Annotated in this window: 25 protein-coding genes; 7 read left to right on the top strand and 18 right to left on the bottom strand. The window is 46.6% G+C overall.

Going from position 1 to position 25,399, the window contains the following annotated elements; translation table 11 throughout:
• Positions 1-140: 140 nt before the first annotated feature.
• From IT393_00930 to IT393_00915, 4 genes are all read left to right on the top strand, one after another.
• Positions 141-764, top strand: coding sequence for a methyltransferase domain-containing protein (locus tag IT393_00930; GenBank protein ID MCC7201223.1), 624 nt, complete (start codon positions 141-143; stop codon positions 762-764).
• Between the two features lie 73 nt (positions 765-837).
• A complete protein-coding gene (locus tag IT393_00925; protein MCC7201222.1) occupies positions 838-2,733 on the top strand; it encodes a sulfatase-like hydrolase/transferase in 1,896 nt (631 codons plus the stop codon).
• A 40-nt stretch (positions 2,734-2,773) separates the two neighbouring features.
• Positions 2,774-4,384, top strand: coding sequence for a glycosyltransferase family 39 protein (locus tag IT393_00920; GenBank protein MCC7201221.1), 1,611 nt, complete (start codon positions 2,774-2,776; stop codon positions 4,382-4,384).
• A gap of 107 nt (positions 4,385-4,491) precedes the next feature.
• The gene (locus IT393_00915) at positions 4,492-6,039 is read left to right on the top strand and encodes a hypothetical protein (protein MCC7201220.1); all 1,548 of its coding nucleotides are present in this window, start codon (positions 4,492-4,494) and stop codon (positions 6,037-6,039) included.
• An 83-nt stretch (positions 6,040-6,122) separates the two neighbouring features.
• On the opposite strand, the gene IT393_00910 is transcribed toward IT393_00915, so the two are convergent.
• Genes IT393_00910 through IT393_00900 form a run of 3 tightly spaced genes read right to left on the bottom strand, consistent with a single transcriptional unit; the run spans position 6,123 to position 7,784 of the window.
• Positions 6,123-6,866: a hypothetical protein gene (locus tag IT393_00910; protein MCC7201219.1), complete on the bottom strand. Its 744-nt coding sequence runs from the start codon at positions 6,864-6,866 to the stop codon at positions 6,123-6,125.
• Entirely contained in the window at positions 6,866-7,150 is a 285-nt protein-coding gene (locus tag IT393_00905; protein MCC7201218.1) for a hypothetical protein, read from the bottom strand. The genes IT393_00910 and IT393_00905 overlap by 1 nt, the downstream gene beginning before the upstream one ends.
• Before the next feature lie 58 nt (positions 7,151-7,208).
• The gene (locus tag IT393_00900) at positions 7,209-7,784 is read right to left on the bottom strand and encodes a phospholipase (GenBank protein ID MCC7201217.1); all 576 of its coding nucleotides are present in this window, start codon (positions 7,782-7,784) and stop codon (positions 7,209-7,211) included.
• 563 nt (positions 7,785-8,347) lie between these two features.
• Between IT393_00900 and acs the strand changes: the two genes are divergently transcribed.
• The gene (acs, locus tag IT393_00895) at positions 8,348-10,294 is read left to right on the top strand and encodes an acetate--CoA ligase (protein MCC7201216.1); all 1,947 of its coding nucleotides are present in this window, start codon (positions 8,348-8,350) and stop codon (positions 10,292-10,294) included.
• 1 nt (position 10,295) lies between these two features.
• Here acs and IT393_00890 read toward each other — a convergent pair whose 3' ends face one another.
• The 15 genes from IT393_00890 to rplM all read right to left on the bottom strand — a co-directional run bounded on the left by IT393_00890 (position 10,296) and on the right by rplM (position 22,552).
• The gene (locus IT393_00890) at positions 10,296-11,780 is read right to left on the bottom strand and encodes an MCE family protein (GenBank protein ID MCC7201215.1); all 1,485 of its coding nucleotides are present in this window, start codon (positions 11,778-11,780) and stop codon (positions 10,296-10,298) included.
• 16 nt (positions 11,781-11,796) lie between these two features.
• The gene (locus IT393_00885; protein MCC7201214.1) at positions 11,797-12,543 is read right to left on the bottom strand and encodes an ABC transporter ATP-binding protein; all 747 of its coding nucleotides are present in this window, start codon (positions 12,541-12,543) and stop codon (positions 11,797-11,799) included.
• An 84-nt stretch (positions 12,544-12,627) separates the two neighbouring features.
• Entirely contained in the window at positions 12,628-13,404 is a 777-nt protein-coding gene (locus tag IT393_00880; protein ID MCC7201213.1) for an ABC transporter permease, read from the bottom strand.
• Between the two features lie 27 nt (positions 13,405-13,431).
• Positions 13,432-14,550: an alanine racemase gene (gene alr, locus IT393_00875; protein MCC7201212.1), complete on the bottom strand. Its 1,119-nt coding sequence runs from the start codon at positions 14,548-14,550 to the stop codon at positions 13,432-13,434.
• A gap of 206 nt (positions 14,551-14,756) precedes the next feature.
• Entirely contained in the window at positions 14,757-15,320 is a 564-nt protein-coding gene (locus IT393_00870) for a tetratricopeptide repeat protein (GenBank protein MCC7201211.1), read from the bottom strand.
• A gap of 167 nt (positions 15,321-15,487) precedes the next feature.
• Positions 15,488-16,114, bottom strand: a complete 627-nt coding sequence (locus IT393_00865; GenBank protein ID MCC7201210.1) for a C39 family peptidase — start codon at positions 16,112-16,114, stop codon at positions 15,488-15,490.
• A gap of 9 nt (positions 16,115-16,123) precedes the next feature.
• On the bottom strand, positions 16,124-16,543 hold the full coding sequence (locus IT393_00860) for a PA2779 family protein (GenBank protein MCC7201209.1): 420 nt from the start codon (positions 16,541-16,543) through the stop codon (positions 16,124-16,126).
• A gap of 127 nt (positions 16,544-16,670) precedes the next feature.
• Entirely contained in the window at positions 16,671-17,228 is a 558-nt protein-coding gene (gene frr / locus IT393_00855) for a ribosome recycling factor (protein MCC7201208.1), read from the bottom strand.
• A gap of 9 nt (positions 17,229-17,237) precedes the next feature.
• Positions 17,238-17,954, bottom strand: a complete 717-nt coding sequence (locus IT393_00850; GenBank protein MCC7201207.1) for a UMP kinase — start codon at positions 17,952-17,954, stop codon at positions 17,238-17,240.
• 16 nt (positions 17,955-17,970) lie between these two features.
• The gene (gene tsf, locus IT393_00845) at positions 17,971-18,567 is read right to left on the bottom strand and encodes a translation elongation factor Ts (GenBank protein MCC7201206.1); all 597 of its coding nucleotides are present in this window, start codon (positions 18,565-18,567) and stop codon (positions 17,971-17,973) included.
• Positions 18,568-18,573: 6 nt separating this feature from the next.
• Positions 18,574-19,365, bottom strand: a complete 792-nt coding sequence (gene rpsB, locus IT393_00840; protein ID MCC7201205.1) for a 30S ribosomal protein S2 — start codon at positions 19,363-19,365, stop codon at positions 18,574-18,576.
• A gap of 96 nt (positions 19,366-19,461) precedes the next feature.
• The gene (gene argJ / locus IT393_00835) at positions 19,462-20,661 is read right to left on the bottom strand and encodes a bifunctional glutamate N-acetyltransferase/amino-acid acetyltransferase ArgJ (GenBank protein ID MCC7201204.1); all 1,200 of its coding nucleotides are present in this window, start codon (positions 20,659-20,661) and stop codon (positions 19,462-19,464) included.
• Positions 20,662-20,663: 2 nt separating this feature from the next.
• Positions 20,664-21,704 (bottom strand): N-acetyl-gamma-glutamyl-phosphate reductase, encoded by a 1,041-nt coding sequence (locus IT393_00830; GenBank protein ID MCC7201203.1) that lies wholly within the window; start codon positions 21,702-21,704, stop codon positions 20,664-20,666.
• A 14-nt stretch (positions 21,705-21,718) separates the two neighbouring features.
• Positions 21,719-22,114 (bottom strand): 30S ribosomal protein S9, encoded by a 396-nt coding sequence (rpsI, locus tag IT393_00825; protein MCC7201202.1) that lies wholly within the window; start codon positions 22,112-22,114, stop codon positions 21,719-21,721.
• Between the two features lie 3 nt (positions 22,115-22,117).
• Entirely contained in the window at positions 22,118-22,552 is a 435-nt protein-coding gene (gene rplM, locus IT393_00820) for a 50S ribosomal protein L13 (GenBank protein MCC7201201.1), read from the bottom strand.
• A gap of 146 nt (positions 22,553-22,698) precedes the next feature.
• Here rplM and IT393_00815 point away from each other — a divergent pair, with 146 nt between their 5' ends.
• The gene (locus IT393_00815; GenBank protein ID MCC7201200.1) at positions 22,699-23,238 is read left to right on the top strand and encodes a DUF4416 family protein; all 540 of its coding nucleotides are present in this window, start codon (positions 22,699-22,701) and stop codon (positions 23,236-23,238) included.
• 94 nt (positions 23,239-23,332) lie between these two features.
• Positions 23,333-25,273: a hypothetical protein gene (locus IT393_00810; GenBank protein ID MCC7201199.1), complete on the top strand. Its 1,941-nt coding sequence runs from the start codon at positions 23,333-23,335 to the stop codon at positions 25,271-25,273.
• Positions 25,274-25,399 lie beyond the last annotated feature (126 nt).

Genomic DNA, 25,399 nt, shown 5'->3' with positions numbered 1-25,399 from the left:
TAGGCGACGGAGCGGTCGTGGCAGCCGGCAGTATTATAACCAGGGACGTTCCACCGTACACTGTAGTAGCTGGTTTGCCTGCCAGGGTTATAAAAGAGCGGCCTGTTAAAGGAGGAATGAATATTTGAGGAGGCATGATCATGGGTTTTACAGATAGTTGGAGTGAGTATTACAAGTATCGTCTGGAAATAAAGAGACGTTACAAAACAATATGGGATATCGGAATCGTAAAAAAAGAGTTCTCAAGGTTGTGCATTCACATAAACAACAGCTCACGGGTACTTGAGATCGGAGCATCCGACAGGAAGCTTCTCCCGATGATAAGAAAGGCTTTCCCAGGGGTTAAGTACAGCAGTATGGACGTAGACCACCGGACCAGGCAGGACTTCTATTCATTGCAAGAGATAACCGGCAGTTATAACTTCATATACCTTTTCGAGGTTGTAGAGCATCTTACGCTGGAAGAGGATCTTGCGCTATTTAAAAAAAGCCATCAAGTCCTGGAAGAAGGCGGAATAATTCTTGCCGGTACGCCCAACCTGTTTCATCCTCATCGTTATTGGGACTCAACACACAAGACCCCTCTTCGCTACGACGAGCTTGGGGCACTCATGATGATGGCTGGTTTCAGGGATATACAAGTCTTCAGGATGTATAACGACAGCTTCCTTAGGAAGTTACTGCGGTTCTCCGTGGGGCTGCCATTGCACAAGTTTTTTGACATAGACTTTGCCAAGACTATACTGGTTGAGGGTAAGAAATAAATTTTACAGATTTATTACAGAAAGATAGTAGCTGAAATGGTAATTCTATTAAATAGAAAAGGAAGCATAAAACATGCATGAGTTCCGCACACAGAAACACCTCAGGATATTATTTTATTTCCTGCTGTCCAATTACATTCTTTCTCTTATTATTGCATATCCCTATCTCTCATACGGCCCGACTACTGAAGACCTGCTGGCATGGGCATACACACGGGTGGCCTTTCTGTCCACGTTTGCCATTTTCATGATTATATTCTGGTTTCTGCTTTATATTGTGACACGCCTTATCAAGTCTACGGTCCAGCTCTTTGTCCTCCCCCCTCTCGTATTATTTGTATTCCAGGTCTTACTACTCATAGATGTTCAGATATATAAGATCTTCCGCTTTCACATCAACGGACTTGTTATCAATACCCTTGTCACAGAGGGAGCCGGAGATTCCGTACAGATTGGAAGAAGCACTGTTTTCACATTCATAATATTTCTTGTTATCCTGATAGTCATAGAATGGGGCTCCATGTGGGGAATAGCACGGTACACATCCAGGCGGCCGGAGAAGGTCATCCGGTACAGCCTCTACAAAATTGCGGCTTTCATCCTCCCTTTGTTTCTATCTGTCACAATTCTGTCTGACAAACTCATCTTTGCCTATGCCAATTTTCATGAGTTGACTCACATCACACGCTATCAGAAATTATTCCCGTTGTATCAGCCCCTTTTTATGGATGAGACATTCGAGAAATACCTTGGATGGAAGAAAAACCTGTCGCCTGCCCCAATGACCTGGCAAACCGGCACAATGCTCAACTACCCTATCGAAGAACCGGATATCAGCGGTAATATTAAGAAATGGAATATTGTCTGGATTACCATCGAGTCCTGGAGGTTTGACATGATGAACAGGGACGTCACGCCTCACATTTATGATTTCAGCAGGCGTGCCGTGGTATTTAATAATCATTACAGCGGCGGAAACGCCACCCGCTTCGGGATATTTCCCATGTTCTACGGCATCTACGGCACCTACTGGCACCAGTTCCTTGCCGAGCGCCGCTCACCTGTCTTTATGGATACGCTGATGAAACTGGGATATGATTTCAGGATATTGTCAAGCACAAGGCTCACTTATCCTGAGATGCGAAGCACTGCTTTTGTCAAAGTGCCGGAACCGTCAATTGAAGACCACATCCCAGGCGAGGCAGGCAATGAGCGGGATACTAAAATGGAAGAACTATTCAGAAATTATCTCATTGAAAGAGACAAGAGCAGGCCGTTCTTTTCCTTCATGTTTCTGGACGCACCCCATGCGCCGTACCGCTTCCCAAAGGACTTCGAAAAGTACAAACCAGTTGTTGAAGAGGTAAATTATTTCCAGATGAAGAAGAGCGGGTCAGAGGTCAACTGGAACCATCCCCTCTTCAACCGCTACAGGAATGCCATTTTCTTCGACGATTCTGTTGTAGACCGTATTATCAGGGATATTGAAGAAGCAGGACTGATGGATAATACCATCATCCTGATTACCGGGGATCACGGTGAAGAATTTTTTGAGACGGGGTATTATGGACACAACACTACGTTCTCTTCATGGCAGGCGCAGGTACCGCTGATACTTTATGTGCCTGGAATAAGGCCTCACACAGTTGACCGACTTACGAGCCACCTTGATCTGGCGCCGACAATGCTGTCGCTGACAGGCATCAGTACTGACCCATCCCTATATTCTCAGGGTATGTCTCTTTTTGAAGAGAATGAACATCCATATGTAGTTGTCAGCGGGTGGGACACCTTCGCAATGGTTGATAAAAATTCAGCGGTTGTCCTCTCGACTGAGTCATACAATGCAGGCATGGCGGAGGTTTATACCCACAATTACGGGCTTGCAGATGATTCAAAGGCCATTTTGAAGACAAAGATGGGACAACTCGCAGAGGTTACTAAAAAACTTGGATATTTTCTTAAATGATCCTCCTGACTCATAACAGAAATGTCCTGGGTAAGCAATTGTGAAAGTCTCTCAGGTCATACATGGCATTGTTATTCTGCTGATATTCTCTCTCCTCCTCAACCTTCCCTACATTCATCTCCGGGAATTCCAGGGTGAAGAGGGACGGCGTGTAATTATTGCACTGGATATGCTTAGGAGCGGCGACTGGATCGTCCCAAAAGTTGAGGAAACCGTCTATTTAAGGAAACCTCCGTTATACAATTGGGCGCTTGCCTGTATCTTCAGGCTGACAGGCAGCATATCCGAGGCGACAGCGCGGCTGTCATCTGTCATCACAACATCCCTGTGTGCAATTGCTATAAGCCTTTTCTGGCGCAAGCTGTGCGGCATCAGAAATGTCTGGTTCATCCTGCCGGGGATGATCTTTCTTACTTACCCCGAGGTGCTGGGCAAGGCAATCAAGGCAGAGATTGATATGACCTTCACCCTGTTCGTCACACTCACTTTTATCTCCTTTTTCTATTTTTATGAATACAAAAAAAATGGGTTTGCCGCATGGACCATATCACTATTCTTTGCAGGTCTCGGGGCGCTTACAAAGGGTGTTCAGGCGCCCGCCTTCTTCTATACCGGCGTAATTCCATACATGCTATACAAAAAGGAGTGGAAAAAACTTTTTTCCATTGGTCACCTTGCCGGAATATCTGTGTTCCTGGCCGTTGTCCTGATGTGGTTGGTTCCTCTGCTGAACATTACCGGATTTGACAATCTGATAGAGACATCCCTGCGTGAAATTACAGTCCGTAAGGAACCTGTGGGAGAAGGAAGCTTTCTCAAGCATCTTTTTGAATTCCCGGTGCAATATATCATTTCATACTCACCCTGGATGCCTTTGCTCCTGCTATGGCGGTATAAGCCCTCTTACAAAGAAACACCTCTCATGAATAATTTGACTGCCTACTGCCTCTTTTTTCTGATCTTCTCCATACCATTTTACTGGATAATGCCGGGGACATGGCTGAGGTACGTACTGCCACTTGCAGGGCCTCTTACGATATTGATAACAATGCCGCTTTATAGTTTGCTATCATCGGAAAACTCTACCCTGTCTACTGCGGGCATCCCTTATGTCCCCCTTAACATGGTTCAAAGATATCTGCAATTAATAAGCGTCATAATGATCCTGCTTGCAATCTCCTCCCCCTTATGGGGTAAACGTTTCAATCTGCAGGGAAACTTGTCCTCCATAATTATGCTCTTCATCACATTCTCTGCTTCACTCTTACTGCTGTTGTTTAAAGGCAATATCAGGTCGCGGCTTGCCATTCTGTTCATAGTCATTCTGGCGGGCAAACTGTCATGGGCATCTGTCTACTTCCCTTACCATTCTGAACACATGAGTCACTACAGAACTACCGCAAAGGTGATAAACAAGATCGTACCTCAGGAAATCATGCTGCACGACTACGGTGTTGACAATCCCCATCTTGCCTATTATCTTGACAGGAGGATGCGTCTTATAGCCTCACTTGATCAGGTCAGTGAAGCTAAAGGTGCGGCTGTCTTAATGAAAAAGAAGGTTTCAGAAACAATCCAGGAAGACTATTTACACTACCTTGGAGATGTTCGAGCCCGTAATGAAATACTCGCAGTATTCGAAATACAATAAGCAGGGAAAACGCTCACCGTCTCAAATATTCTCTTGCAGCCGATTCCTGATGTAAGAAAAATAATTACTGGACATAGCAGAAGATTCCAGCAATTATCATATTTGAAATGCCGGTTTATAAAACTTTATTGATTTCATTTTTCTTAATTGTTATGTCTGCAGCCGGTGCTTATGCGGTCGTTTCGTATCACGTCCCCCTTCACAGCAGGCTTGATGATGATATTCAGGCACTTCAGGGCATGGGGTACCTGAATGAAGTAATCGCCGGTTCACGTCCCTTTTTGAGGCTGGCAGCGGCAAAGGCAGTTATTAACATTATAAAAGAAACGGGTCCTGATGGAGGGAACAATGATTTGCCGCCGCTGGCACGTCTTCTCCTTAAACGTATTGAAAGGGGATTAAAAGAAGAGATCGGAATGATACAGGGGACAACCCCACCTCTGGTTGAATTAAAACAGGTGAATATTCAGGCAGTAAATCTCGACGGCACATTTACTAACGGTGGGCTGAATGAACTGCAGAGTATCAAATATCAACTTGGCAGAGTTTATAAGGAGGGGCTGAATATCTATGGTGGGATTTCTCTGCTGGGGCGCTACAGGGATGCAGCCCTTTTATACCTGGAACCTGAATTTCAATATGCCCGGTGGGATATTACTGGAACAGATGAGTTACGTCGCCTCAGACTAAGACAGGGCTACCTTAAATTCCATACTGAATATTCGGATATCATGTTCGGAAATGTGCCGTTATGGTGGGGACAGGGTTATAACGGGACGCTACTGCTGACTGACAATATTGAGCCCCTGACAATGCTACGGCTCTATAAAGAGGACCCGTTTATCCTGTCACTGCCTTTTAATCGGCAATTGATTTTAACTTATGACTTCTTTATCACAAAACTGGATGCTGACCGCGAATTGCCGCGCCCTTTATTCTGGGGACTGCGTATCGGGTTCAAGCCGGTTCCTTCGTGGGAAATCGGCATTGCAAGGACAGCAATGTTGGGTGGCGGGGACAGACCTGTTAACCTGAAAACATTTGCAAAATCGTTTACCGGTTCGGGGGAGAACACCCCGTCCGAGGCAGGAAATCAGATTGGGGGGTTCGATACAAATTTCACAGGTCATTTAAGGCAACAGCATTTTAAAATCTATGCAGAACTATATGGAGAAGATGAGGCCGGCCTGTTCCCTTCGAGATATGCATACCTTGCAGGTTTTCATTTGCCTGACATAGCCGGTCTGACGGGTAATTCTCTGCGCGCTGAATATGCCAGTACCACAGGCTGGCCCAGGAAGAGACAGGGTGTCTGGTATACACATCATATCTATACTGACGGTTATACTTACCGTGGAAGGATAATGGGTCATGGCATGGGCCCGGATGCTGATGACTTTTTCATACAGTGGGAGAATTATTTTTCAGAATATGTTAAAGGCAATTTAAGCTTTGAACGAAACCGTATTGGATTATTCAACCCCGTTAAGAGTGAACTCCGTAACTACTCCGCAGGGATTAACCTGACACTGAGGCAAAGCACAGAGTTAACTGCAACATATACGTTTCAGGAAGCAGAAAACCTTGACTTCTCATCTGACAGGGATTTTCAGAATAATGAGATTTGGCTTCAGATAGTATTTGGCAGCCCGTAGTTACGGCGGTCAAACATTCTATGCGACGCTGAAACAAGTCCAACTTTCCAGATGTGTCTTTTTATGCGTCTTTCAGCAATGTGTTAAAAGCTGAAATTTGCCCTGGCGCTGTACATATTCACATCTGAGAAGTCTGCCTGCAGGGCGATGCTGAGGACAAGTATCTTGAACTTTGCGCCTGCAAACACCTTGGTTGCGCTTGTACTGACGTCATCAAGACCGAGACCTGCGTTCTCAGCAGTATTTATCCAAACCTGACCTATTCCACCATATGGGGTAAACGGACCAAACCCCTTGCTTACCGATGCATCAAGGCCATAGGTAGATGCATCCAGGTCATGAACTCCGCTGAGGGCCGTATAAGTACCCCTGACTGCAACAGCAGGTGACACTATGCTCCCTTTCATGACAGCCCATTTAAGCTCTCCGCCATACAGCGAAATATTTGATCCGGGGACAGTTGAATAGACTGCTCCGACATCAATCCCAAACGGAAGCCCTTTCTGGACATGAAGCCTTGGCAAAACGATATAGTCAGGTGGGTTGCCGTCAGAAACAGCAGCCTTCCAGAAGGAAGAACCTGCGCTTATCTTTGCTCCTGTCATTTCAATGCCAATATCAAAACCCAGCACTCCAAGCGGTTCAGCTGGGGCAAGCGGTACATAGCTTATCAATAGACCAACCTCTGTACTAAGATCCTTAAATTCACTTTGAGCCATTGCCTGCAGTTGTATATCATTGCCTCCGGCATAAGCGCCTGAAACAGAAAAACCAAACAAAAATAAACCAAGTATTGAAAATACAGTCAATATAACTATCCTTTTCATCAGCCCCTCCCCTCCATGGCAACAATCCTTTCTTCATGTCCCTTGACTGTCCTGCCGGTCTTAAGCACCGCTGTCCTGATATGACCCAACTCACCCTCTACTCTGTCAAGTCTTCGTTCTACACTGCCGAGTCTCGTTTCTACACTTGTGAGTCTCTCACCAACCATGTCCAGCCTGCGGTCAACTCCACGAAATCTTACTTCCATATGCTCAAACTTTGTCTCCATGTTGATCTTAAGATCAACGACCGCATTTAATATCTTATCAAGCATTTCCCGTGACACAATAACCTCCGTGTACAATTTAAGCTATCCTATAACATCAACTTCTGTCAAGGGGATTTTAGTGTCTGTTTCTATCCAGCATTTCTTCAATATACCCTGCAGTCTCACCCGCCACTTCAACTGAATCAATCATAATAGAAAGTTCCTTGTTATACTGCAGGGCGCTTGCCGTAAGGTTGTGACTTCCTATAAATGTATACCTGTCATCTATTACAATAGCCTTGACATGGGTACGCCTCCGGGGTGAATCAAAGTAGACCTTTACTCCGCCATTTTTTAGTTTCTTCGCTGTAATACGGTTTTCTTCATTCAAAGTTGAGCCAGTTCCGCCCTCCACTTCAAGTACTACTTTAACTATTACTCCCCTCTTTGCGGCCTTTATCAGCGCATCTTTCACCTTATTTGCTGCGCTTGTCTTATTTCCCGTTGTCTTGAAAATGTACATACTGATGAGTATTTTGGATTGCGACTTTCTTATCTGTTCAAGAAGGGTGTCAACGTACTTTTTATCTTCGAGGACAACAATCCCATTGCCGTCCACCCTGCCAGACATGTTTGGCTGCTGAGCACCCCCGGCAAACACAGGTGAGAAAAGCGTCAGGGCAATCAGTATTGACAGAAGCCAGCTTGTCATGCGGTTCAGCTTATCATATTCGAGATTACAAAATCCACAACTGGTTCACTCGAAAATACTCCTAAGTACCCGTCATTCCCACGGAACCTGTCCCCGCAGGATTTAAGCGGGGAGTAGGAATCCAGAACCAGGCCGCGGTCTGGATTCCCGCTTACGCGGGAATGACGTTTTCATAAACCTTGGTGAGCCTGAGGCTTATGACGGTTCACCTGAAAATGCTCCTATTCACCCGTCATTCCCACGGAACCTGTCCCCGCAGGATTTAAACGGGGGGTGGGAATCCAGAATCAAGCCATCGGTCTGGATTCCCGCTTACGCGGGAATGACGTGTTCGTAAACCTTGGTGAGCCTGAGGCTCATGACGGTTCATCTGAAAATCCCCAATCAAATCCCCCCATCCCCCCTTTAGTAAAGGGGGGAATTAATTTCCCCCTTTGTAAAGGGGGACTGAGGGGGATTTTAATCATCCTTTGCAAGCGCCTCCTCATGATTAGTTCATTTCAATTGACAGGTTGCACACCTGTATAATAAAATCAGCTATCATTTCAATATGGAGGTGCCTCATGCCAGGAGCAGATATTGAGTCAATTCTCAGGGAAAAAAGGATTTTTCCGCCAGACAGAAAATTCAGCGAAAATTCACTCATAAAAAACATGGAGGATTATGAGCGGCTGAGGAAAGAGGCTGAGGATAACCATGATGCATTCTGGGGGAGACTTTCAGCCGAATTGCACTGGTTTAAGAAGTGGGATAAGGTTCTTGAGTGGAACCCTCCGTTTGCGAAGTGGTTTGTGGGGGGTGAAATCAACCTCTCATATAACTGCCTTGACAGGCACCTGACCACATGGCGGAAGAATAAGGCGGCCATAATATGGGAAGGCGAACCAGGTGATTCGAGGACCCTGACGTATCAGGAACTGCACCGGGAGGTGTCCAAATTTGCGAATGTATTAAAGTCGCTTGGCATAAACAAGGGAGACAGGGTCGCCATATACATGCCTATGATACCGGAGCTCCCCATTGCCATGCTCGCATGCGCAAGGATAGGGGCCATCCACAGCGTTGTCTTTGGCGGCTTCAGCAGTGAGGCGCTGAAAGACCGTGTAAACGACGCCCAGGCAAAGCTCATAATCACTGCTGACGGCGGCTACAGACGTGGGGAAGTCGTGACCCTCAAGGAAAAGGTAGACGAATCTGTAAAATATGCGCCGTCTGTTGAAAGGGTAATAGTCTGCAGACGCACAGGACAGGATATAGAGATGACTGCCGGACGCGACCTGTGGTGGAATGACCTGATGAAGGATGCATCAGACAAATGCGAGGCAGAACCGTTGGACTCCGAACATCCGCTCTTTATTCTCTATACGAGCGGGACAACTGGAAAACCAAAGGGGGTAGTGCACACGACCGGCGGATACCTGCTGGGTGTTCACATTACGACAAAATGGGTCTTTGACCTGAAAGACGAGGATACATACTGGTGCACCGCGGACATAGGCTGGGTTACAGGCCACAGTTACATCATATACGGCCCCCTTTCAAACGGCGCTACCAGTCTTATGTATGAAGGTGCGCCTCTGCACCCACAGCCCGACAGATTCTGGAAGATCATAGATAAATACAGGGTAAATATATTTTATACCGCGCCAACAGCCATAAGGACACTCATAAAGTATGGCGACAAGTGGCCTCAGCAGAATGACCTTGGCAGCCTTCGCCTTCTCGGCACTGTTGGCGAGCCTATCAACCCTGAGGCATGGATCTGGTATCACAAGTTTATAGGTAAGGAGAAGTGCCCAATCGTTGACACATGGTGGCAGACTGAGACAGGAGCAATACTGATTTCCCCGCTCCCTGGCGCAACCCCAACCAAACCGGGTTCAGCCACAAAACCGCTCCCTGGAATTGCTGCAGACGTCGTCTCAAGAGACGGGAAATCTGTTGCAGCGAATCAGGGCGGATTCCTTGTGATTAAGAAGCCCTGGCCTGCGATGCTAAGGACTATTTACGGTGATCCTGAGAGATACAAAAAGCAGTACTGGCAGGAGATTGACGGCGTCTATTTTACAGGCGACGGAGCACGATGTGACGAGGATGGATACTTCTGGGTAATGGGAAGGGTTGATGACGTAATCAATGTAGCAGGACACAGACTGAGCACAATGGAGATCGAGAGCGCCCTGGTAAGCCACCCAAAGGTTGCGGAGGCTGCTGTAGTCGGAAGGCCTGATGAACTGAAGGGACAGGGGATATCGGCATTCGTAACCCTTGATATGGGCTTTATGCCGTCAGATGATCTTAAAAAGGAATTGCGCGAGCATGTGGCAAAGGAGATAGGCCCCATCGCAAAACCTGATGACATTCGCTTTAGTGATGCCCTGCCAAAGACGCGAAGCGGCAAGATTATGAGAAGGCTTCTGCGGGATATCGCCTATGGTAAGGAAAAAGTCGGTGATACAACAACACTCGAGGACTACTCCGTACTGGCAAGACTAATGGAGGAGGAGTAAATTACGGCATTGAAACAGGCAGGCGTGTCATGATGTATTTCAGGTCTTCATCGTCAAACGTCAGACCGACTCCTGTAAACGTGCTCGATGACTTCTTGTTTGCAGCATCATCAACACCGGCATTTATAAAGAGCGTTTTAAATACAGTGTAACTTGCCGTCAATTTGACATGCGGATTCTCTGCATCAACATTGCCATCAAAATTCCATGCATCAAATGATGCCTTTACCTTATCATTGATGACGTGATAATCTGCCCCAACTCCAAACGTATCTTCCATCAGCCCGCCGCGGAAGGTTACATCACCGAATCTTCTGGCAAACTGGGCGCTGAACTTTAATTTATCATCCTTTCTGATCTCATGGGTTTTCACAGTAGTCCCGGGTGTGGTGGTAACTTCTGTATCAGTAACTTTAATCCGGCCATTCGGGTCATCTATCACCTCAAACAGATAATACTTGTCATCCCGAGGCTGTAATTTCAGGGAAAAATAACCCTTGGTATCACCTTCATCAAAGAGGTACTCTCCCCTGAATCCAAGATTGAGCCTGAATCTGTCAGTGGCGGATATATACTTCTCAACTCCGGTTAATGCCGAATCAAGCTTATTATACAGGCCGTCCTCTTTCATCAGCTTTCCTACCGTGCCCTCACCCTTCTCCACCCTTTCAACAAGTTTGTCTACCCTTTCTATTATCCCTGGCGCGCGCACCCTGAGGTCTTCCGAGACCTGATGCAGATTGGCAATGGTGTCCCTTAGCGGAGCCTTGTTATCCTTTGCGATGTCACTCATATCCCTTGATATGCCATCGAGATTTGCTATGGCATTTCTAAGGGGTTCCCTGTTCTCCACTGCCATTTCCTTTACTACAGCAATAAGCTCGTTCAGGTCACTTATAACCTTTTCGATAGATCCACTGTCACGCTTTGCAATATTGGAAAGACTTGCAGTCAGATTTCTCATATTCACAATAATTTCATTAATAGACTTTTTTGTCTCGGGAGCGCCAAGTGTCTCGCTAAAGAAACTGCTGATTGATTTGATGTCCTGGGCAACACTGTCTATGCGTGTAATCAGGCTGTCAATATCAGCCACGCTGACAGACTTGTAAATAACATCTCCGTCATTTAACGTGACTTTCTGGTCTCCCTGAATCAATTCGACATACCTCTCTCCAAGGAGGCTCTCAGTCTTCATCGCTGCAACTGCCCCCTTCTTAATCTTAACCCCTGGTTCAATCCTCATGCCAACCCTGGCCCTGCTGTCGTCAAGCCCTATAGTCTCAACACTGCCTATTGCAACACCAGCCATCTTTACAGGGGCCTTGACGTCAAGGCCGGCCACAGAATCAAACACACCATAGACAAGATAGCCTTTATCACGACCAAAGGTAAGGTCTCCTATCCTGACAGTCATGTAGCCAAGAAAGACAATCGCGATAACCACAAAAATGCCAACCTTTACTTCAGTCGTGAACGACTGCACCCTCACCCTCCCCCTCTTATACGGCCCTTATAGGTCCAACAGAGCTCCCTGTGATGAACTGCCTGATTACAGGGTCATCAGATTTCTTCATATCCTCAGGAGTGCCGACTCCATGTATTCTTCCCTCATAAAGCATGGCTATCCTGTCGCCTATCTTGTAGGCGCTGGTCATATCATGCGTGATTGCCACACTGGTTACATTAATCTTGTTCTTCATATCAATAATAAGGTCATTTATGGCATCAGCCATAATAGGGTCAAGCCCTGTTGTGGGCTCGTCATATAAAAGTATCTCAGGTTCCATTGCTATAGCCCTTGCAAGCCCTACCCTCTTTCTCATCCCACCGGATAGTTCAGATGGCATCAGGTCCCCGATCCCCTTCAGGCCTACCATCTCAAGCTTTCTTCCTGTAATTTCACGGATCCTGTCATTTGGAAAATGTGTGTGCTGTTTCAGGGCAAAACCGACATTCTCCCACACAGAAAGTGAGTCAAACAGGGCCGCCCCCTGAAACAACATGCCGAATTTCTTCCTCGTGTTGTTTAATTCTCCTTCAGACAATCCGAAAATGTCAATCCCGTCTATTCTGACACTCCCCTGATCCGGCGTCAGAAGACCAATAATATGTTTGATCAGTACACTCTTTCCGGACCCGCTGCCACCGATAATAACCATCGTTTCCCCACGTTCAATATGGAGATCAACACCACGCAGGACACGCTTGGAGTTAAAGGACTTATGCAAATTCGCTATATCTATCATCCGAAAATCTCCGTTCAAATCCCCCCTCTCCCCCCTTTACTAAAGGGGGGGACTTATTTCCCCCTTTGTAAATGGGGACGAAGGCTACCTGAACAGCAGGGCTGCCATAAAGTAATTTGCAATCAGGACAAACATCATGGACAACACCACAGCGCCTGTAGTCGCCCTGCCAACGCCCTCTGCCCCGCCCTGCGTATAAAACCCCTTATAACAACTGACAGTAGAGATAATTACACCAAAAACACACGATTTAAGCAACCCTCCGTATATATCGTTTAATTCTACATATTCCGTAGTCATGCGTATATATATAACAGAATTGGCGCCCAACACATAAACAGCTATCAGATAACCGCCTATTACGGCAATAATATCGGCAATAATTACCAGCAGGGGGAGAACAATTAACCCTGCAATAAACCTCGGGACTACGAGATATTTTATCGGATTAGTCGCCAGTGTAACGAGTGCGTCTATCTGCTCTGTAACGCGCATCGTTCCGAGCTCTGCCGCCATAGCAGCTCCGGCCCGGCCTGAGACAATGAGCCCTGTCAGCACAGGGCCAAGTTCCCTTGCAACTGACAGAGCCACTACTGTACCCACAAAATTCTCTGCATTAAATCTCTTAAAACCTGTGTATGTCTGGATCGCAAGGACCATTCCGGTAAACAACGCCATGATTATGACAACAGGGAGGGAATTAAAGCCAATCGCCTCCATCTGCTGAAAGATGATGCGAAAATTATACGGGCGCCTGAAACACCATAAGATTGTCTGCCAGAACATTATAAAACCACGGCCGATATCTTCGCTAATCCTGAGTGTAGTCGCACCCAAGTATGTCAATAATCTTGTAATCATTTGAATTTGCAAAACCACCATGACGGTTTATCTGACATACACCCTTTCCACCCGCTCCCCTATCCTGCATAATACCTCGTAGGAAATGGTATTTGTCCAGCCCGCTATTTCATTGGCTGATATAGTGGTCCCTTTGCCGTCTCTCCCTCCGATAACCGAAACCTCATCCCCTGCGGACACCCCGGGAATATCGGTCACATCCACCATCGTCATATCCATACATACCCTGCCAATAACAGGGGCCCTCACCCCCCTTACAATAACCTCACCGGTATTGGAAAGACTGCGGCTATATCCGTCGGCATATCCTACAGGGAGGGTGGCAACAACCGTATCTCGTGATGTCGTAAAGGTTCTGCCATAACTGATGCCGGTTTTGGCAGGCACACGTTTCAGATAAATAATCCTGCTTTTTACTGCCATGACCTGTCTCAGTTCAACCTTCTTTTCAAGACGTGGCGATGGGGAATATCCGTAAAGCATCAGGCCCGGCCTTACCATATCAAGATGAGTCTCCTTCATATCTATGATTGCGGCGCTGTTTGCGACATGTTTCAAAGGTATGCGGATCCCGGCCTGTTCCATCCCCCTGCATGATGACATAAACCTGCCAAACTGCTCAATTACAAAATTCTTATCATCGAGATCTGCCTCTGCAAAATGGGTCATCACACCCTCTATCCTGATCCCCTTCAGGTTCGATATCGCTGAGACAAAGTCCAGTGCATCATCAGAGTCCACACCAATCCTCTTCATGCCAGTATCAATTTTCACATGAACCGGCAATGTAACTCCGGCACGGACAGCAGCATCTGACAATAACTCTGTGAGCTGGAGTGTGAAGACAACAGGGGTCAGCCGCATCCTGATGATATCCGGCACACAATCTTCATTTATGACCCCAAGCACAAGGATATCCTTATCAATGCCTGCCTCTCTCAGACGAACGCCCTCATTTAGTGTGGCAACTCCAAGCATATCAACCCCGGCATTAACAAGCTCACGTGACACCTCGATGCTGCCATGGCCATAGGCATTCGCCTTGACAACGGCAAGGATCTTACAGCCAGACGGAATATTTGCCCTGACCTGGTTCAGGTTGTGAATCAGGTTAGACAGGTTAATTTCAGCTATCGTCAGGTTCACTCGAAAATACTCCTAAGTACCCGTCATTCCAATGGACGAGGGAATCCAGAACCAGGCCCCGGTCTGGATTCCCGCTTACGCGGGAATGACGTTTTCATGAACCTTGGTGAGCCTGAGGCTCATGACGGTTCACCTGAAAATGCTCCTATACACCCATCATTACCACTGAAGCTGGATTGACGTTTTCATGAACCTTTGCTCAGACTTTACAAACCCGCAGCGTTTTGAATATCTTCAAGCAAACTGTTTTCGTCATCCCACAGCATCTTATCCTCTGGCTCGGTAAGCGTCATGGCCTCTTTTAAAACATCATGGGCTTCACGGTATCTTCCCATGCGATAATATACATGCGCCAGCGTGTTCAGATAATACGGACTCTTCTTTATTTTGACTGCATGTTCAGCCTCAGTGACTGCCTCATCATACCTGCCGGTTTCCATGTACGTCCAGGCAAGATTATTATGCACATCTCCGTTATCCGGCGCAATCTTTAACGCCTTATTATAGTATTTTTCTGCAAGATTATACTCTCTTTTCTTGTAATATACATTACCTGTACTGAAATAGGGCCTGAAGTCCTTCTTTGACATCTTGATTGCCGTGCCATACTCCTCAAGTGCAAGGTCATCCTCTCCCTTTTTTTCATAACTCAGGCCCAGGGTGATGTGCTCATCCAGAGTCAGCGGGTCATGCAGGACGATCAGTCTGGGCAAGGAGCCGCAGGCAGAGACAGTAAATATCATTATAACTGCAATAAAGATGATCTTCACTCGAAAATACTCCTAAGTACATGTCATTCCCACGGAACCTGTCCCAGCATGATTTAAGCGGGGAGTGGGAATCCAGAATCAGGCCGAGGTCTGGATTCCCGCTTACGCGGGAATGACGTTTTCATGAACCCTGGTGAGCCTGCCGAACAGTCGAAGCTCATGACGGTTCACTTGGAAATCCCTCTTTTTATCAGCAATGTCCAGTAGCCGCCGCGTTTCCATATCCGCAGAAAGTCTTCATAGCTGATGAATTTGTCTTTCTCTGCGCCTGAATAGACAACCACGCCTTCCCTGCTGTCATCATAACCGACAACCAGCATGTAATGCCCTTTTCTTATACTCCATATACCGAGGTCAACAAAGACTATCATCGGATGTTCCGAAAGCAGATTTTCCTTTAATGACTCAATGTCACCCCTGAATTCTGAGACAGACACACCCTCAAATCTTTGTGCATAACTCACCATGTCAATATTAAGGGTCCCCCTTACGCCGCCAATATAAATCTCTTTTGAGATATCCTCCGGCTTTACGTCATACCCGATAAAATTTAATGCACCGGCAAGTACGGATGGACCACACTGAAAGTCATCCCCCGGGTAGAAAGGGACCTCCTGTATATAGTATAACGGCGGAATTGTTTCTGCCAGATATCCTGAAACAATTTTATCATGACCAGCGGGGACAACTGAACAACCTGCACATAGCGCAAGAACCAGCAATACTACTGAAAAAATTAAGACCCCAGCGGCCGTTAGCCGTGGGGTCTTAATTGATTTTTTAACTATGATCATTAATCAGTATTATTTTATTATAATCTCGCGTCCCATCAGTTTCATCACGATTATAACGAGGATGGCAATAACCAGCAGGGCCATGATGATGCCAAGCGCACTGTCACCGCCTGAATCCACCTGATCTATGTGAGATGCTATCTGATGCAACTGGTCAGCAGACATACGGCTGAGCCTTGATGATATCTCTTCAGAGGTAAGCCCGAAATCAGCAAGCCTCTGTTTAACAATCTTTGACTCAAGAAATGTACTAACCTTTGCTATGTCCGAAGCTGAGTCAACGACAGGACTGACGGCTGCCGTGCTGACAACATCAGATGATATAAACATGGCCGCAGACTGGGATGGTATAGAAGCAATCAGCAGCATTGCAGCAACAAGATAAAACGTGATTGAACGACCTAACAAGATACCAAGTTTCTTAGCCATTTGAGCCTCCTTGTCTGATATTAATATGAAGCCGACCATGAAGGTCGGCGCTACTTTTATGCAGTTAATTAGGGACAGCGACTATTTATTTCCTGACAGGAAATAAATAGTCGCTGTCCCTAATTAACTACACTTCCATTATTTCCTGTTCTTTCTTTTTTAATACCTCATCCACCTTATGAATATACTGATCTGTCAGCTTCTGAAGCTCATCCTGAGATTTTCTGATTTCGTCTTCTGAGATGCTTGCCTCCTTGCCGGCCTTCTTTATATCGTCATTGGCATCCCTGCGCACATTGCGCACTGCAACACGGGCATCCTCAGCCATCTTCTTTACAGTCTTTACAATATCCCGCCTTCTCTCTTCAGTCAGCGGTGGAATCGGCACCCTTACGATCTTTCCGTCATTGGCGGGTGTAAGTCCAAGAGAAGATGTCATGATTGCCTTCTCAATCTCAGGTATCAAACGCTGCTCCCACGGCTGTATAACTATCGTCCTGCTCTCAGGGACTGTTATGGCCGCCACCTGTGAGACAGGCGTAGGCGTGCCGTAATAGTCAACCATTATGCCTTCCACTATTGAGACAGAGGCCCTGCCTGTACGCATGGCAGCAAGATCTTTCCTGAAGACACTCAGCGTCTGCTCCATTTTTTCTGTCGCCTTATTCTTAATATTGCCAATCATATCAAATTGTCAACTAATAACCGTGCCTATATCTTCACCCATAACCACCCTCTTCACATTCCCCTTCTGCCTCAGATTAAACACTATTATCGGGAGGCTGTTATCCTTGCACAGGGATATTGCGGTTGCATCCATAACCTTGAGCCCCAGCTTAAGGACATCGAGGTAAGAGAGTGTAGTGAATTTTTTTGCATCTTTATTGACCACAGGGTCCGAATCATAGACCCCGTCAACCTTTGTGCCTTTGAGGATGACATCAGCGCCTGTTTCCATCGCACGAAGTGAGGCGGCTGTATCTGTACTGAAATATGGATTTCCTGTGCCTGCCGCGAATATTACAACCCTTTTTTTCTCAAGATGCCTTATGGCCCTGCGTCTTATATACGGTTCTGCAAGCGCCCTCATCTCAATAGCAGACTGCACCCGTGTGACAACGCCCTTTTTCTCAAGGGCATCCTGCAATGCGAGGGCATTGATAACTGTTGCCAGCATACCCATATAATCCGCAGACGCCCGTTCCATTCCGGTGGCCGTAGCGCCAAGCCCGCGGAATATGTTGCCGCCGCCTATGACGATCGCAATATCAACCCCGGCATCACAGACACTCTTAATCTCATCGGCTATGGAATCAATAACTAACGGGTCTATTCCATACCCCTTTTCACCCATTAGTGCCTCGCCACTGACCTTGAGAAGCACTCTCTTAAATCCTTTTCTTTGCGCCATTACAGGTCTGTCCGTCTTACTCCCCTAACTGGTATCTTGTAAAACGCTTAACTGAAATGTTTTCGCCTATTTTTGCGATCTTTTGCTGTACCATGTCTTTTATCGTAACCGAGGGATCCTTAATGAATGACTGTTCAAGCAAACATGATTCAATATAGAACTTGTCCACTTTACCCTCAACTATCTTATCGAGCACATGATCAGGCTTGCCTGATTCCTTAGCCTGTATCCTGTAGATATTACGCTCCCTTTCAAGGACATCAGAAGGAACATCCTCGCGCCTTACAAATGACGGATTGGATGCTGCTATCTGCATAGCGATGTCCTTTACCAGTTCCTGAAACTCTGAGTTCCTCGCCACAAAATCGGTCTCGCAATTCACCTCTACAAGCACGCCGATCTTGCCGCCGCCGTGAATGTAGCTGCTGACCAGCCCCTCTTTGGTCTCACGCGACGCCTTTTTGGCTGCCGCTGACAACCCCTTCTGCCTTAACAAATCTATCGCCTTCTCAAGGTCGCCGCCGGAATCTGCCAATGCCCTCTTGCAGTCCATAATGCCTGCGCCGGTCTTTTCCCTGAGCTCTTTTACAGTATCACTGCTTATCGTCGCCATTATCGTTTATGCCTCCCCTGCAGCCGCTTCATCATCTCCGCCGGTCACTTCCACCTCTGCCTGCTGTTCCGCCGCCTTAGCCGCTATCTCCTGTTTAACACCGCCCTTTGCATCATAGACAGCCCTTCCCTCAAGAACAGCTTCTGCCACCTTGGAACAGATGAGTTTTATAGCCTTTATGGCGTCGTCATTCCCTGGTATTACATAATCTATATTGTCAGGATTGCAATTTGTATCAACAACGCCAATGACCGGTATGCCAAGCCTGTTTGCCTCATGTACTGCTATGGCCTCCTTCCTGGTGTCTATCACGAAAATAACCCCGGGGAGAACGCTCATACCCTTTATCCCGCCAAAAATCTTGTCCATCTGTGCCATCTTCTTTTCAATGCCTATAATCTCTTTTTTGGGCAACTGATTAATGGTTCCATCCTCATGCATCTTCTCATACTTTTTGTACTGATCTATACTCTTCCTGATTGTGGCAAAGTTTGTAAGCATACCTCCAAGCCACCTTTGATTTACAAAATACATGCCGCATCTCCTGGCCTCAGCCTCAACTATCTCCTGCGCCTGTCTCTTTGTCCCGATGAAAAGCACCGGTCTCCCCTGGGAGGCCACTTCCTTCAGATACTCACTGGCTGAATCAAAGTTTGCCATAGTCTTTTGCAGATCAATAATATAGATGCCATTTCTCTCACCAAATATGAATTTCTTCATCTTTGGATTCCATCGCTTGGTCTGGTGTCCGAAATGTACGCCTGCCTCAAGTAATTCTTTAATTGCCACTCCCATAATAAACTACCCTCCAGTAACTGTTGTGAAAATTGAGTTTGTTAGTCCAGCAGGAAAATTTAACACAAATCAGTCAAACTTGCAATAACAAAATCAGGGCTATGATCTGTAGGCCACATTTATCTTTACATAGTCATAGGACAGGTCAGTCGTCCAGACAGTGGCATCAGAACGTCCGACATTCAAATCAATAGTCATGACATATTCCCTGTTCTTCATTACCTCAGCCACCTTCTGCTCAGCCTCCTTGCCCAGTCCAATGCCATTGCCAACCATCTTTACCTTATCAAATGAAACAGATATGCGCTCCCCGCGGATGTCCGCCCCTGCATAGCCAATAGCAGCCATGATTCGCCCCCAGTTCGGATCACCTGCAAAAAGGGCTGTCTTGACCAGGCTCGAATTGGCCACTGCAAAAGCCACCTTTTCAGCATCCTTGTCACTCTTTGCCCTTTTAACCCGTATCTCGACAAACCTGGTAGCACCTTCCCCATCCCTGACAATCATCAGCGCAAGACTGCGGCAGACATGTCCAATCATCATCTGAAACTGGAGAAGCCCCTTCCTGTCAAGAAGGTCATTTCCAGCCATGCCATTTGCCATACACAATACCATGTCGTTGGTGCTCGTGTCCCCATCTACAGTTATCTTATTGAAAGACCTGTTTACCTCAGCGCTCACTATCCTCTTAAGGGTGTTTCTGTCTATCGCGGCATCTGTAGAGATAAACGCCAGCATAGTGGCCATATCAGGGTGAATCATCCCTGATCCCTTCGCTATCCCGCCGACAGTTATCGTCTTTCCATTGATGCGTCCCCTTACAGCAATCTCCTTGGGAAATGTGTCTGTAGTCATAATTGCAACAGCAGCATCCCTGCCGCCGTCCGGGCTTATGGATTCAGCTGCGAGCTTTATGGAAGACTTTATCCTGGCCATGGGGAGCAGTTCGCCAATAACACCTGTCGAAGAAACACATACGAGATCCCTGTCAATAAGCAGGGCATCCGCTGCAAGTTCGGCCATCTCCCTGGCATCTTTCATCCCCTGCCCGCCTGTACAGGCATTTGCATTGCCGCTGTTAACAATGACTGCCCTCGCCTTTCCCTTTTTAACGATTTTCTCTGTATAGATGACCGGAGGGGCCTTTACTTTGTTTGTGGTAAATGTCCCTGTAACAACCGCATCCCTCTCGCTGTAGATCAAGGCAAGGTCTAATTTCGTCGTGCGTTTGATGCCGGCGTAAATTCCACTTGCAAAAAACCCTTTCGGGGATGTTATTCCACCTGGTATTTCTTTCATATTTACGGAAACAGGCCTGGGTGCATCAGACCTGTTGTCTCCTCATAACCTTTCATTAAATTCATATTCTGAACCGCTGCGCCCGAGGCGCCCTTTACAAGATTGTCTATGGCTGACGTAACTATTATACATCCATTTCGTTTATCAAGCGCTATGCCTATATCGCAGAAGTTTGCGCCCCTTACTTCCCTTATATTTGGCTGCCTCCCTGCATCGAGCACCCTCACGAAAGGCTCGCCTTTATAGAATTCCATGTAAAGCGAAACGATATCAGACAGACCGCCGCTGAAATCAGACGGCACATAGCAGGTGCTCAGCAAACCCCTGTTTGCAGGGATCAGGTGCGGTACAAAACAGGCAGTTACAGTACTGCCGGCGACATCCGAAAGCACCTGTTCTATCTCCGGCGTATGCCTGTGCGTACCGACCTTGTATGCCTCCATACCCTCATTTGCCTCCGGGAAATGAAATGCAAGGGACGGCGAGCGCCCTGCGCCGGAAATTGCCGACTTTGCATCTATAATAATCTTCCCGCCATTGTACAGCCTGTTTTTGATGAGCGGCGCTATGCCAAGGATGCTTGCGGTTGGATAGCATCCCGGATTTGCAATCAGCGACGCCCCCTTTATCCTGCTTCTATAGAGTTCAGGCAAACCATACACAGCCCCCTCCAGCAGCGGCGTGGCAGTGTGCTTTACACCATACCATTCCTCATAGACGAGTGGATCTTTTAACCTGAAATCCGCACTCAAATCCACGACCATCTTGCCCATCTTAACGAACTCTGAAACGGCTTCAATAGATGTCCCGTGAGGGAGTGCAGTGAAGACTAAGTCAGCCTCACCTGCGACAATCTCTGATGAAAGGGGTTCGAGGGTCAGGTCATAGAATCCCGACAGGCCCGGGAACAGTTGTGTTATTGGTTTTCCTGATGATTTTTCTGAGGTAACTGCTACGACTTTGACATAAGGGTGCAGTGCAAGGAGCCTTAGAAGCTCACATCCGGTATATCCACTCGCTCCTGCAACAGCTACCTTTAACATTATATGAATAAAAACTATCTCTTAGAGTACTGGAACTTCTTACGGGCTCCTTTCTGCCCATACTTCTTTCTCTCTTTTTCACGTGAGTCCCTTGTAAGAAAACCTTTGCTTTTCAAGGCACGTCTGTATTCAGGACTGACCTCGAGAAGGCTCCTGGCGATGCCATGCCTTAAAGCTCCTGCCTGACCTGCTATCCCGCCGCCTGCTATATTGGCATAGACGTCAAACTTTCCTATCAGTGAGAGGACCTCAAGCGGCTGCCTGATAAGCCTGACCAGGGTCTGACCCGGAAAATATTCTTCTGCGGTCCTGTCGTTGACTATAATCTTGCCTTCTCCAGGGACTAATCTTACGCGTGCAATAGCGTTCTTTCTCTTACCGGTAGCAGAATGTTGTGCTGTTGTATTCATGAATTACTCCTTTATTTCCAACGCCTTAGGCATCTGTGAATCGTGCGGGTGCACTCCGCTGGCATATACCTTCAGTTTCTTTAACATAGCCTTGCCCAGTTTGTTCTTGGGAAGCATCCCCCAGACAGTTTTTTTGATAAGCTCATCTGGTTTATCTTCACAATACTCGCGCAGGCTCTCTTGCTTTAAACCATCAGGATACCCTGAATGGTGGTAGAATACCTTATCCGCAACCTTTGTCCCGGTGATCTTCACTTTTGCGGCATTGACCACAACGACAAAATCACCTGTATCCACATGCGGCGTATAAATAGGTTTATGCTTTCCCCTCAGCACTGCCGCCACCTGGGATGCAAGCCTGCCGAGCACCTTACCCTCTGCATCCACCACAAACCAGTCCCTCTTTACATCCTCTTTTTTTGCCGAAATCGTCTTCATGTATAAAAACCCCCTTAAACAAACACGTTATTGTATTGATTTATTGGGTTCTTGTCAAGTATTATTGTAGCGCCTGCAAAACAATGCTTTGCTTATGGATCTTGCATGATAATTGCAATAGCATTAAGATATAGTAACACATTGTTATGGGAATTATAAGGCCTGTTGAACAGGTTAAATTGTTTACGGCAATATTGTTTGGGAATGAAGCTGTCTATAATACCGCACGGGAAAGCCTGGCGTCAGCTTTCGGTCCGGTTGATATGGAGAGTCCTGTCCGGACATGGTCTTATTCAAATTACTATGAAAAGGAAATGGGCGCTGACCTTAAAAGGATATTCCTGTTTTTTGAACACCTCATCATGCCTGACCGGCTTGCAGATATTAAAATTATCACGAATGAGATTGAAGCAAAGTGCTGCATAAGCGCCGGAAGATTACCTGAAAGGCCAATTAATATAGACCCTGGTTATGTTACTCTGGCAAAGGTAGTCCTTGCATCAACCAAAGACTATTCTCACAGGATATACATTGGCAAAGGGATATATGCAGAGACAACACTTCTTTATCAGCATAAGACCTTTCAGGCGCTGCCTCACACTTATCCAGACTACAGGAGTGGTGAGTATATTGCTTTGTTTAAAGCGGCAAGGAAGCATTTCGCGGACAGCGCCTGCCGAATATGAAAATGTCATTACTGCGTAAGCGGGAATCCAGACCGGGGCCTGATTCTGGATTCCCGCTTGCGTGGTAATGACGGGTATACAGGAGCATTTTCGGGTGAAAAAAATAGCTTGTATAACATTTTCTGCCATCATGCTGATGGCATATGTTTCTCATAGTAATGTCTCCCACGCAGTCCAATTTGACAGCAGTGATAGGAAAATTGACCTTCCACAACTGACCACAGCCAATAATGCTGTCACCCCCAGGATTGACTCAGACAACAACGGGCATGCATATATAGTATATAGTGATAACAGGGGCGGGCCATACAAAATCTATATCAACACAAAGTTCGGGGACATAGGATGGGCTCCCCGCCCTGTACCGATCACCACAGGATTCCCAAAGGCGCAGAGTGCAATACAGGACGGTGACGCCACGATGCCTCAGGTCTGTTCTGACGAGTCAGGTCATGTCTATGTTGTTTGGGTTGATGACAGGGCAGTCAAATCAGGAACAGGGAAGAAGGATATATATTTCAGGTATTCAAAGGATTATGGCACGACATGGTACGCCCCCGACCAATTTACAGATTACAGGATAGATTCAGACAACCCGTCTACAGGAGATTCAAGAAATCCAAGTATAGCCTGCAATGAGAATGGTGAAGTATTCATCGCATGGGAGGATGACAGGAACCAGCCAGGTATTTACGAGATATATTTCAGATCACTACAGGTCCAGTTCTCCAGGCCTGTTGATTTCATCGTGCCATATCAGACCCCTGAAATACGAATTAACACAGGTGAGACAGCCGGGTTATTCAACGCATTTAAACCCGCTATATCTATAGATAAGAATGGGAACGTATTCGCTGCATGGTACGACAGACGTCTTGTTCCGGAGAATGAGATTTATCCCGGGATATATTTTAATGTGTCACATAATAAGGGGGCCACTTGGAACTCCAATTCAACCCGGATTGATTCAGCCAAGCCAGGCAATATTGCATTCCAACCGCCGGTTATACGCAGTGACAACAGCGGTCATGTGTATGTCGTATGGCTTGATAACGCAGGAAGGGTTGAAAGGGGCAATGAATATGCTGCAGACAGCTTATATGACGTCTATTTTAACGTGTCTGCAAATTTTGGCGCCTCATTTGCCGAGGAGGATACACGCATAGATCTTCCCGTGCAGAAGATTAATGCAAAAGATATAGATATCGCTAATGATGAAAGAGGTAATGTTTACATAGTGTGGGCAAGCAATCTTTATCATGAAGATGTTTCAGGGTTATCAGACATATACAATATCTTCCTGAATCGTTCAGATAATTTCGGAATATCATTTCTGCCTGTGAATTTAAACTGGATGGTAGACAATGTAGCAAGGGGAACAACCGAGGCATCAAGACCCAGGGTCAGGACAGATGATTTTGGGAATGTGTATGTCGTGTGGGTTGATAAACGCTCCAGCAAGTCGGATATATTCTTTAACTTCTCCATTAACAAGGGCAAAGACGGCAGTTGGCAAAACGTTGATGCCAGGCTGGACAACAACACCCCTCCCGGCAATTCATATGAACCTGTTATGAGCGTGGATTCCTCAGGCCACGTCTATATTGCCTGGCAGGATGACAGGAGCGCAGTTGTTGATGGAAACTTTAATATATACTCTATCAGCGGTTTTCTTGATATTGAGAAAATATTATTATCCGGCCAGCGGCTTGGGGAGGCATGCTTTATCGCCACAGCTGCATATGGGAGTCCGTTTGAAAGACATGTGGTTTTACTGCGAAATTTCAGAGACAGGTTTCTTCTGACAAACAGGTATGGCGCATGGTTCGTAGACGAGTACTACAGATTAAGCCCGCCTGCCGCTCAATTTATTTCAGGACATCCGTATCTGAAGCCAGTTGTGAGAGTCGTCCTGCTGCCTTTCGTCGGTCTTGCATTTATAACCTTAAAGACTACTCTTCAGCATAAGCTCTTAATGGCAATATCCATGACAGTTGTCCTGTTTTTAGCATGGCGAAAACTGAAACTCCGTTAAGACCGCAGCAATGAGTTTGGGGGTTTTTGGATGAACCGTCATGAGCCTATGGCTCACAAAGGTAGATGAAAATCCCCCTTAGTCCCCCTTTCCCAAAGGGGGAATTCAGTTCCCCTCTTTTGTAAA

It is taken from the genome of Nitrospirota bacterium, from assembly GCA_020851375.1.
Taxonomy (GTDB): Bacteria; Nitrospirota; 9FT-COMBO-42-15; order HDB-SIOI813; family HDB-SIOI813; genus RBG-16-43-11.
Note: the sequence above shows the minus strand (reverse complement) of the source record. Positions and strands in the feature narration are given on the sequence as shown.

Bases quoted from the DNA above. Each gene is read 5' to 3' on its own strand.
- IT393_00925 (MCC7201222.1), top strand. From the start codon at position 838: ATGCATGAGTTCCGCACACAGAAACACCTCAGGATATTATTTTATTTC.
- IT393_00860 (MCC7201209.1), bottom strand. From the start codon at position 16,543: ATGGCTAAGAAACTTGGTATCTTGTTAGGTCGTTCAATCACGTTTTAT.
- rpsI (MCC7201202.1), bottom strand. From the start codon at position 22,114: ATGAATACAACAGCACAACATTCTGCTACCGGTAAGAGAAAGAACGCT.
- IT393_00885 (MCC7201214.1), bottom strand. From the start codon at position 12,543: ATGATAGATATAGCGAATTTGCATAAGTCCTTTAACTCCAAGCGTGTC.
- IT393_00915 (MCC7201220.1), top strand. From the start codon at position 4,492: ATGCCGGTTTATAAAACTTTATTGATTTCATTTTTCTTAATTGTTATG.
- IT393_00900 (MCC7201217.1), bottom strand. From the start codon at position 7,784: ATGACAAGCTGGCTTCTGTCAATACTGATTGCCCTGACGCTTTTCTCA.
- IT393_00850 (MCC7201207.1), bottom strand. From the start codon at position 17,954: ATGGCGCAAAGAAAAGGATTTAAGAGAGTGCTTCTCAAGGTCAGTGGC.
- IT393_00865 (MCC7201210.1), bottom strand. From the start codon at position 16,114: ATGATCATAGTTAAAAAATCAATTAAGACCCCACGGCTAACGGCCGCT.
- tsf (MCC7201206.1), bottom strand. From the start codon at position 18,567: ATGGCGACGATAAGCAGTGATACTGTAAAAGAGCTCAGGGAAAAGACC.
- argJ (MCC7201204.1), bottom strand. From the start codon at position 20,661: ATGAAAGAAATACCAGGTGGAATAACATCCCCGAAAGGGTTTTTTGCA.
- IT393_00880 (MCC7201213.1), bottom strand. From the start codon at position 13,404: ATGATTACAAGATTATTGACATACTTGGGTGCGACTACACTCAGGATT.
- IT393_00910 (MCC7201219.1), bottom strand. From the start codon at position 6,866: ATGAAAAGGATAGTTATATTGACTGTATTTTCAATACTTGGTTTATTT.
- IT393_00830 (MCC7201203.1), bottom strand. From the start codon at position 21,704: ATGTTAAAGGTAGCTGTTGCAGGAGCGAGTGGATATACCGGATGTGAG.
- IT393_00930 (MCC7201223.1), top strand. From the start codon at position 141: ATGGGTTTTACAGATAGTTGGAGTGAGTATTACAAGTATCGTCTGGAA.
- IT393_00815 (MCC7201200.1), top strand. From the start codon at position 22,699: ATGGGAATTATAAGGCCTGTTGAACAGGTTAAATTGTTTACGGCAATA.
- acs (MCC7201216.1), top strand. From the start codon at position 8,348: ATGCCAGGAGCAGATATTGAGTCAATTCTCAGGGAAAAAAGGATTTTT.
- frr (MCC7201208.1), bottom strand. From the start codon at position 17,228: ATGATTGGCAATATTAAGAATAAGGCGACAGAAAAAATGGAGCAGACG.
- rplM (MCC7201201.1), bottom strand. From the start codon at position 22,552: ATGAAGACGATTTCGGCAAAAAAAGAGGATGTAAAGAGGGACTGGTTT.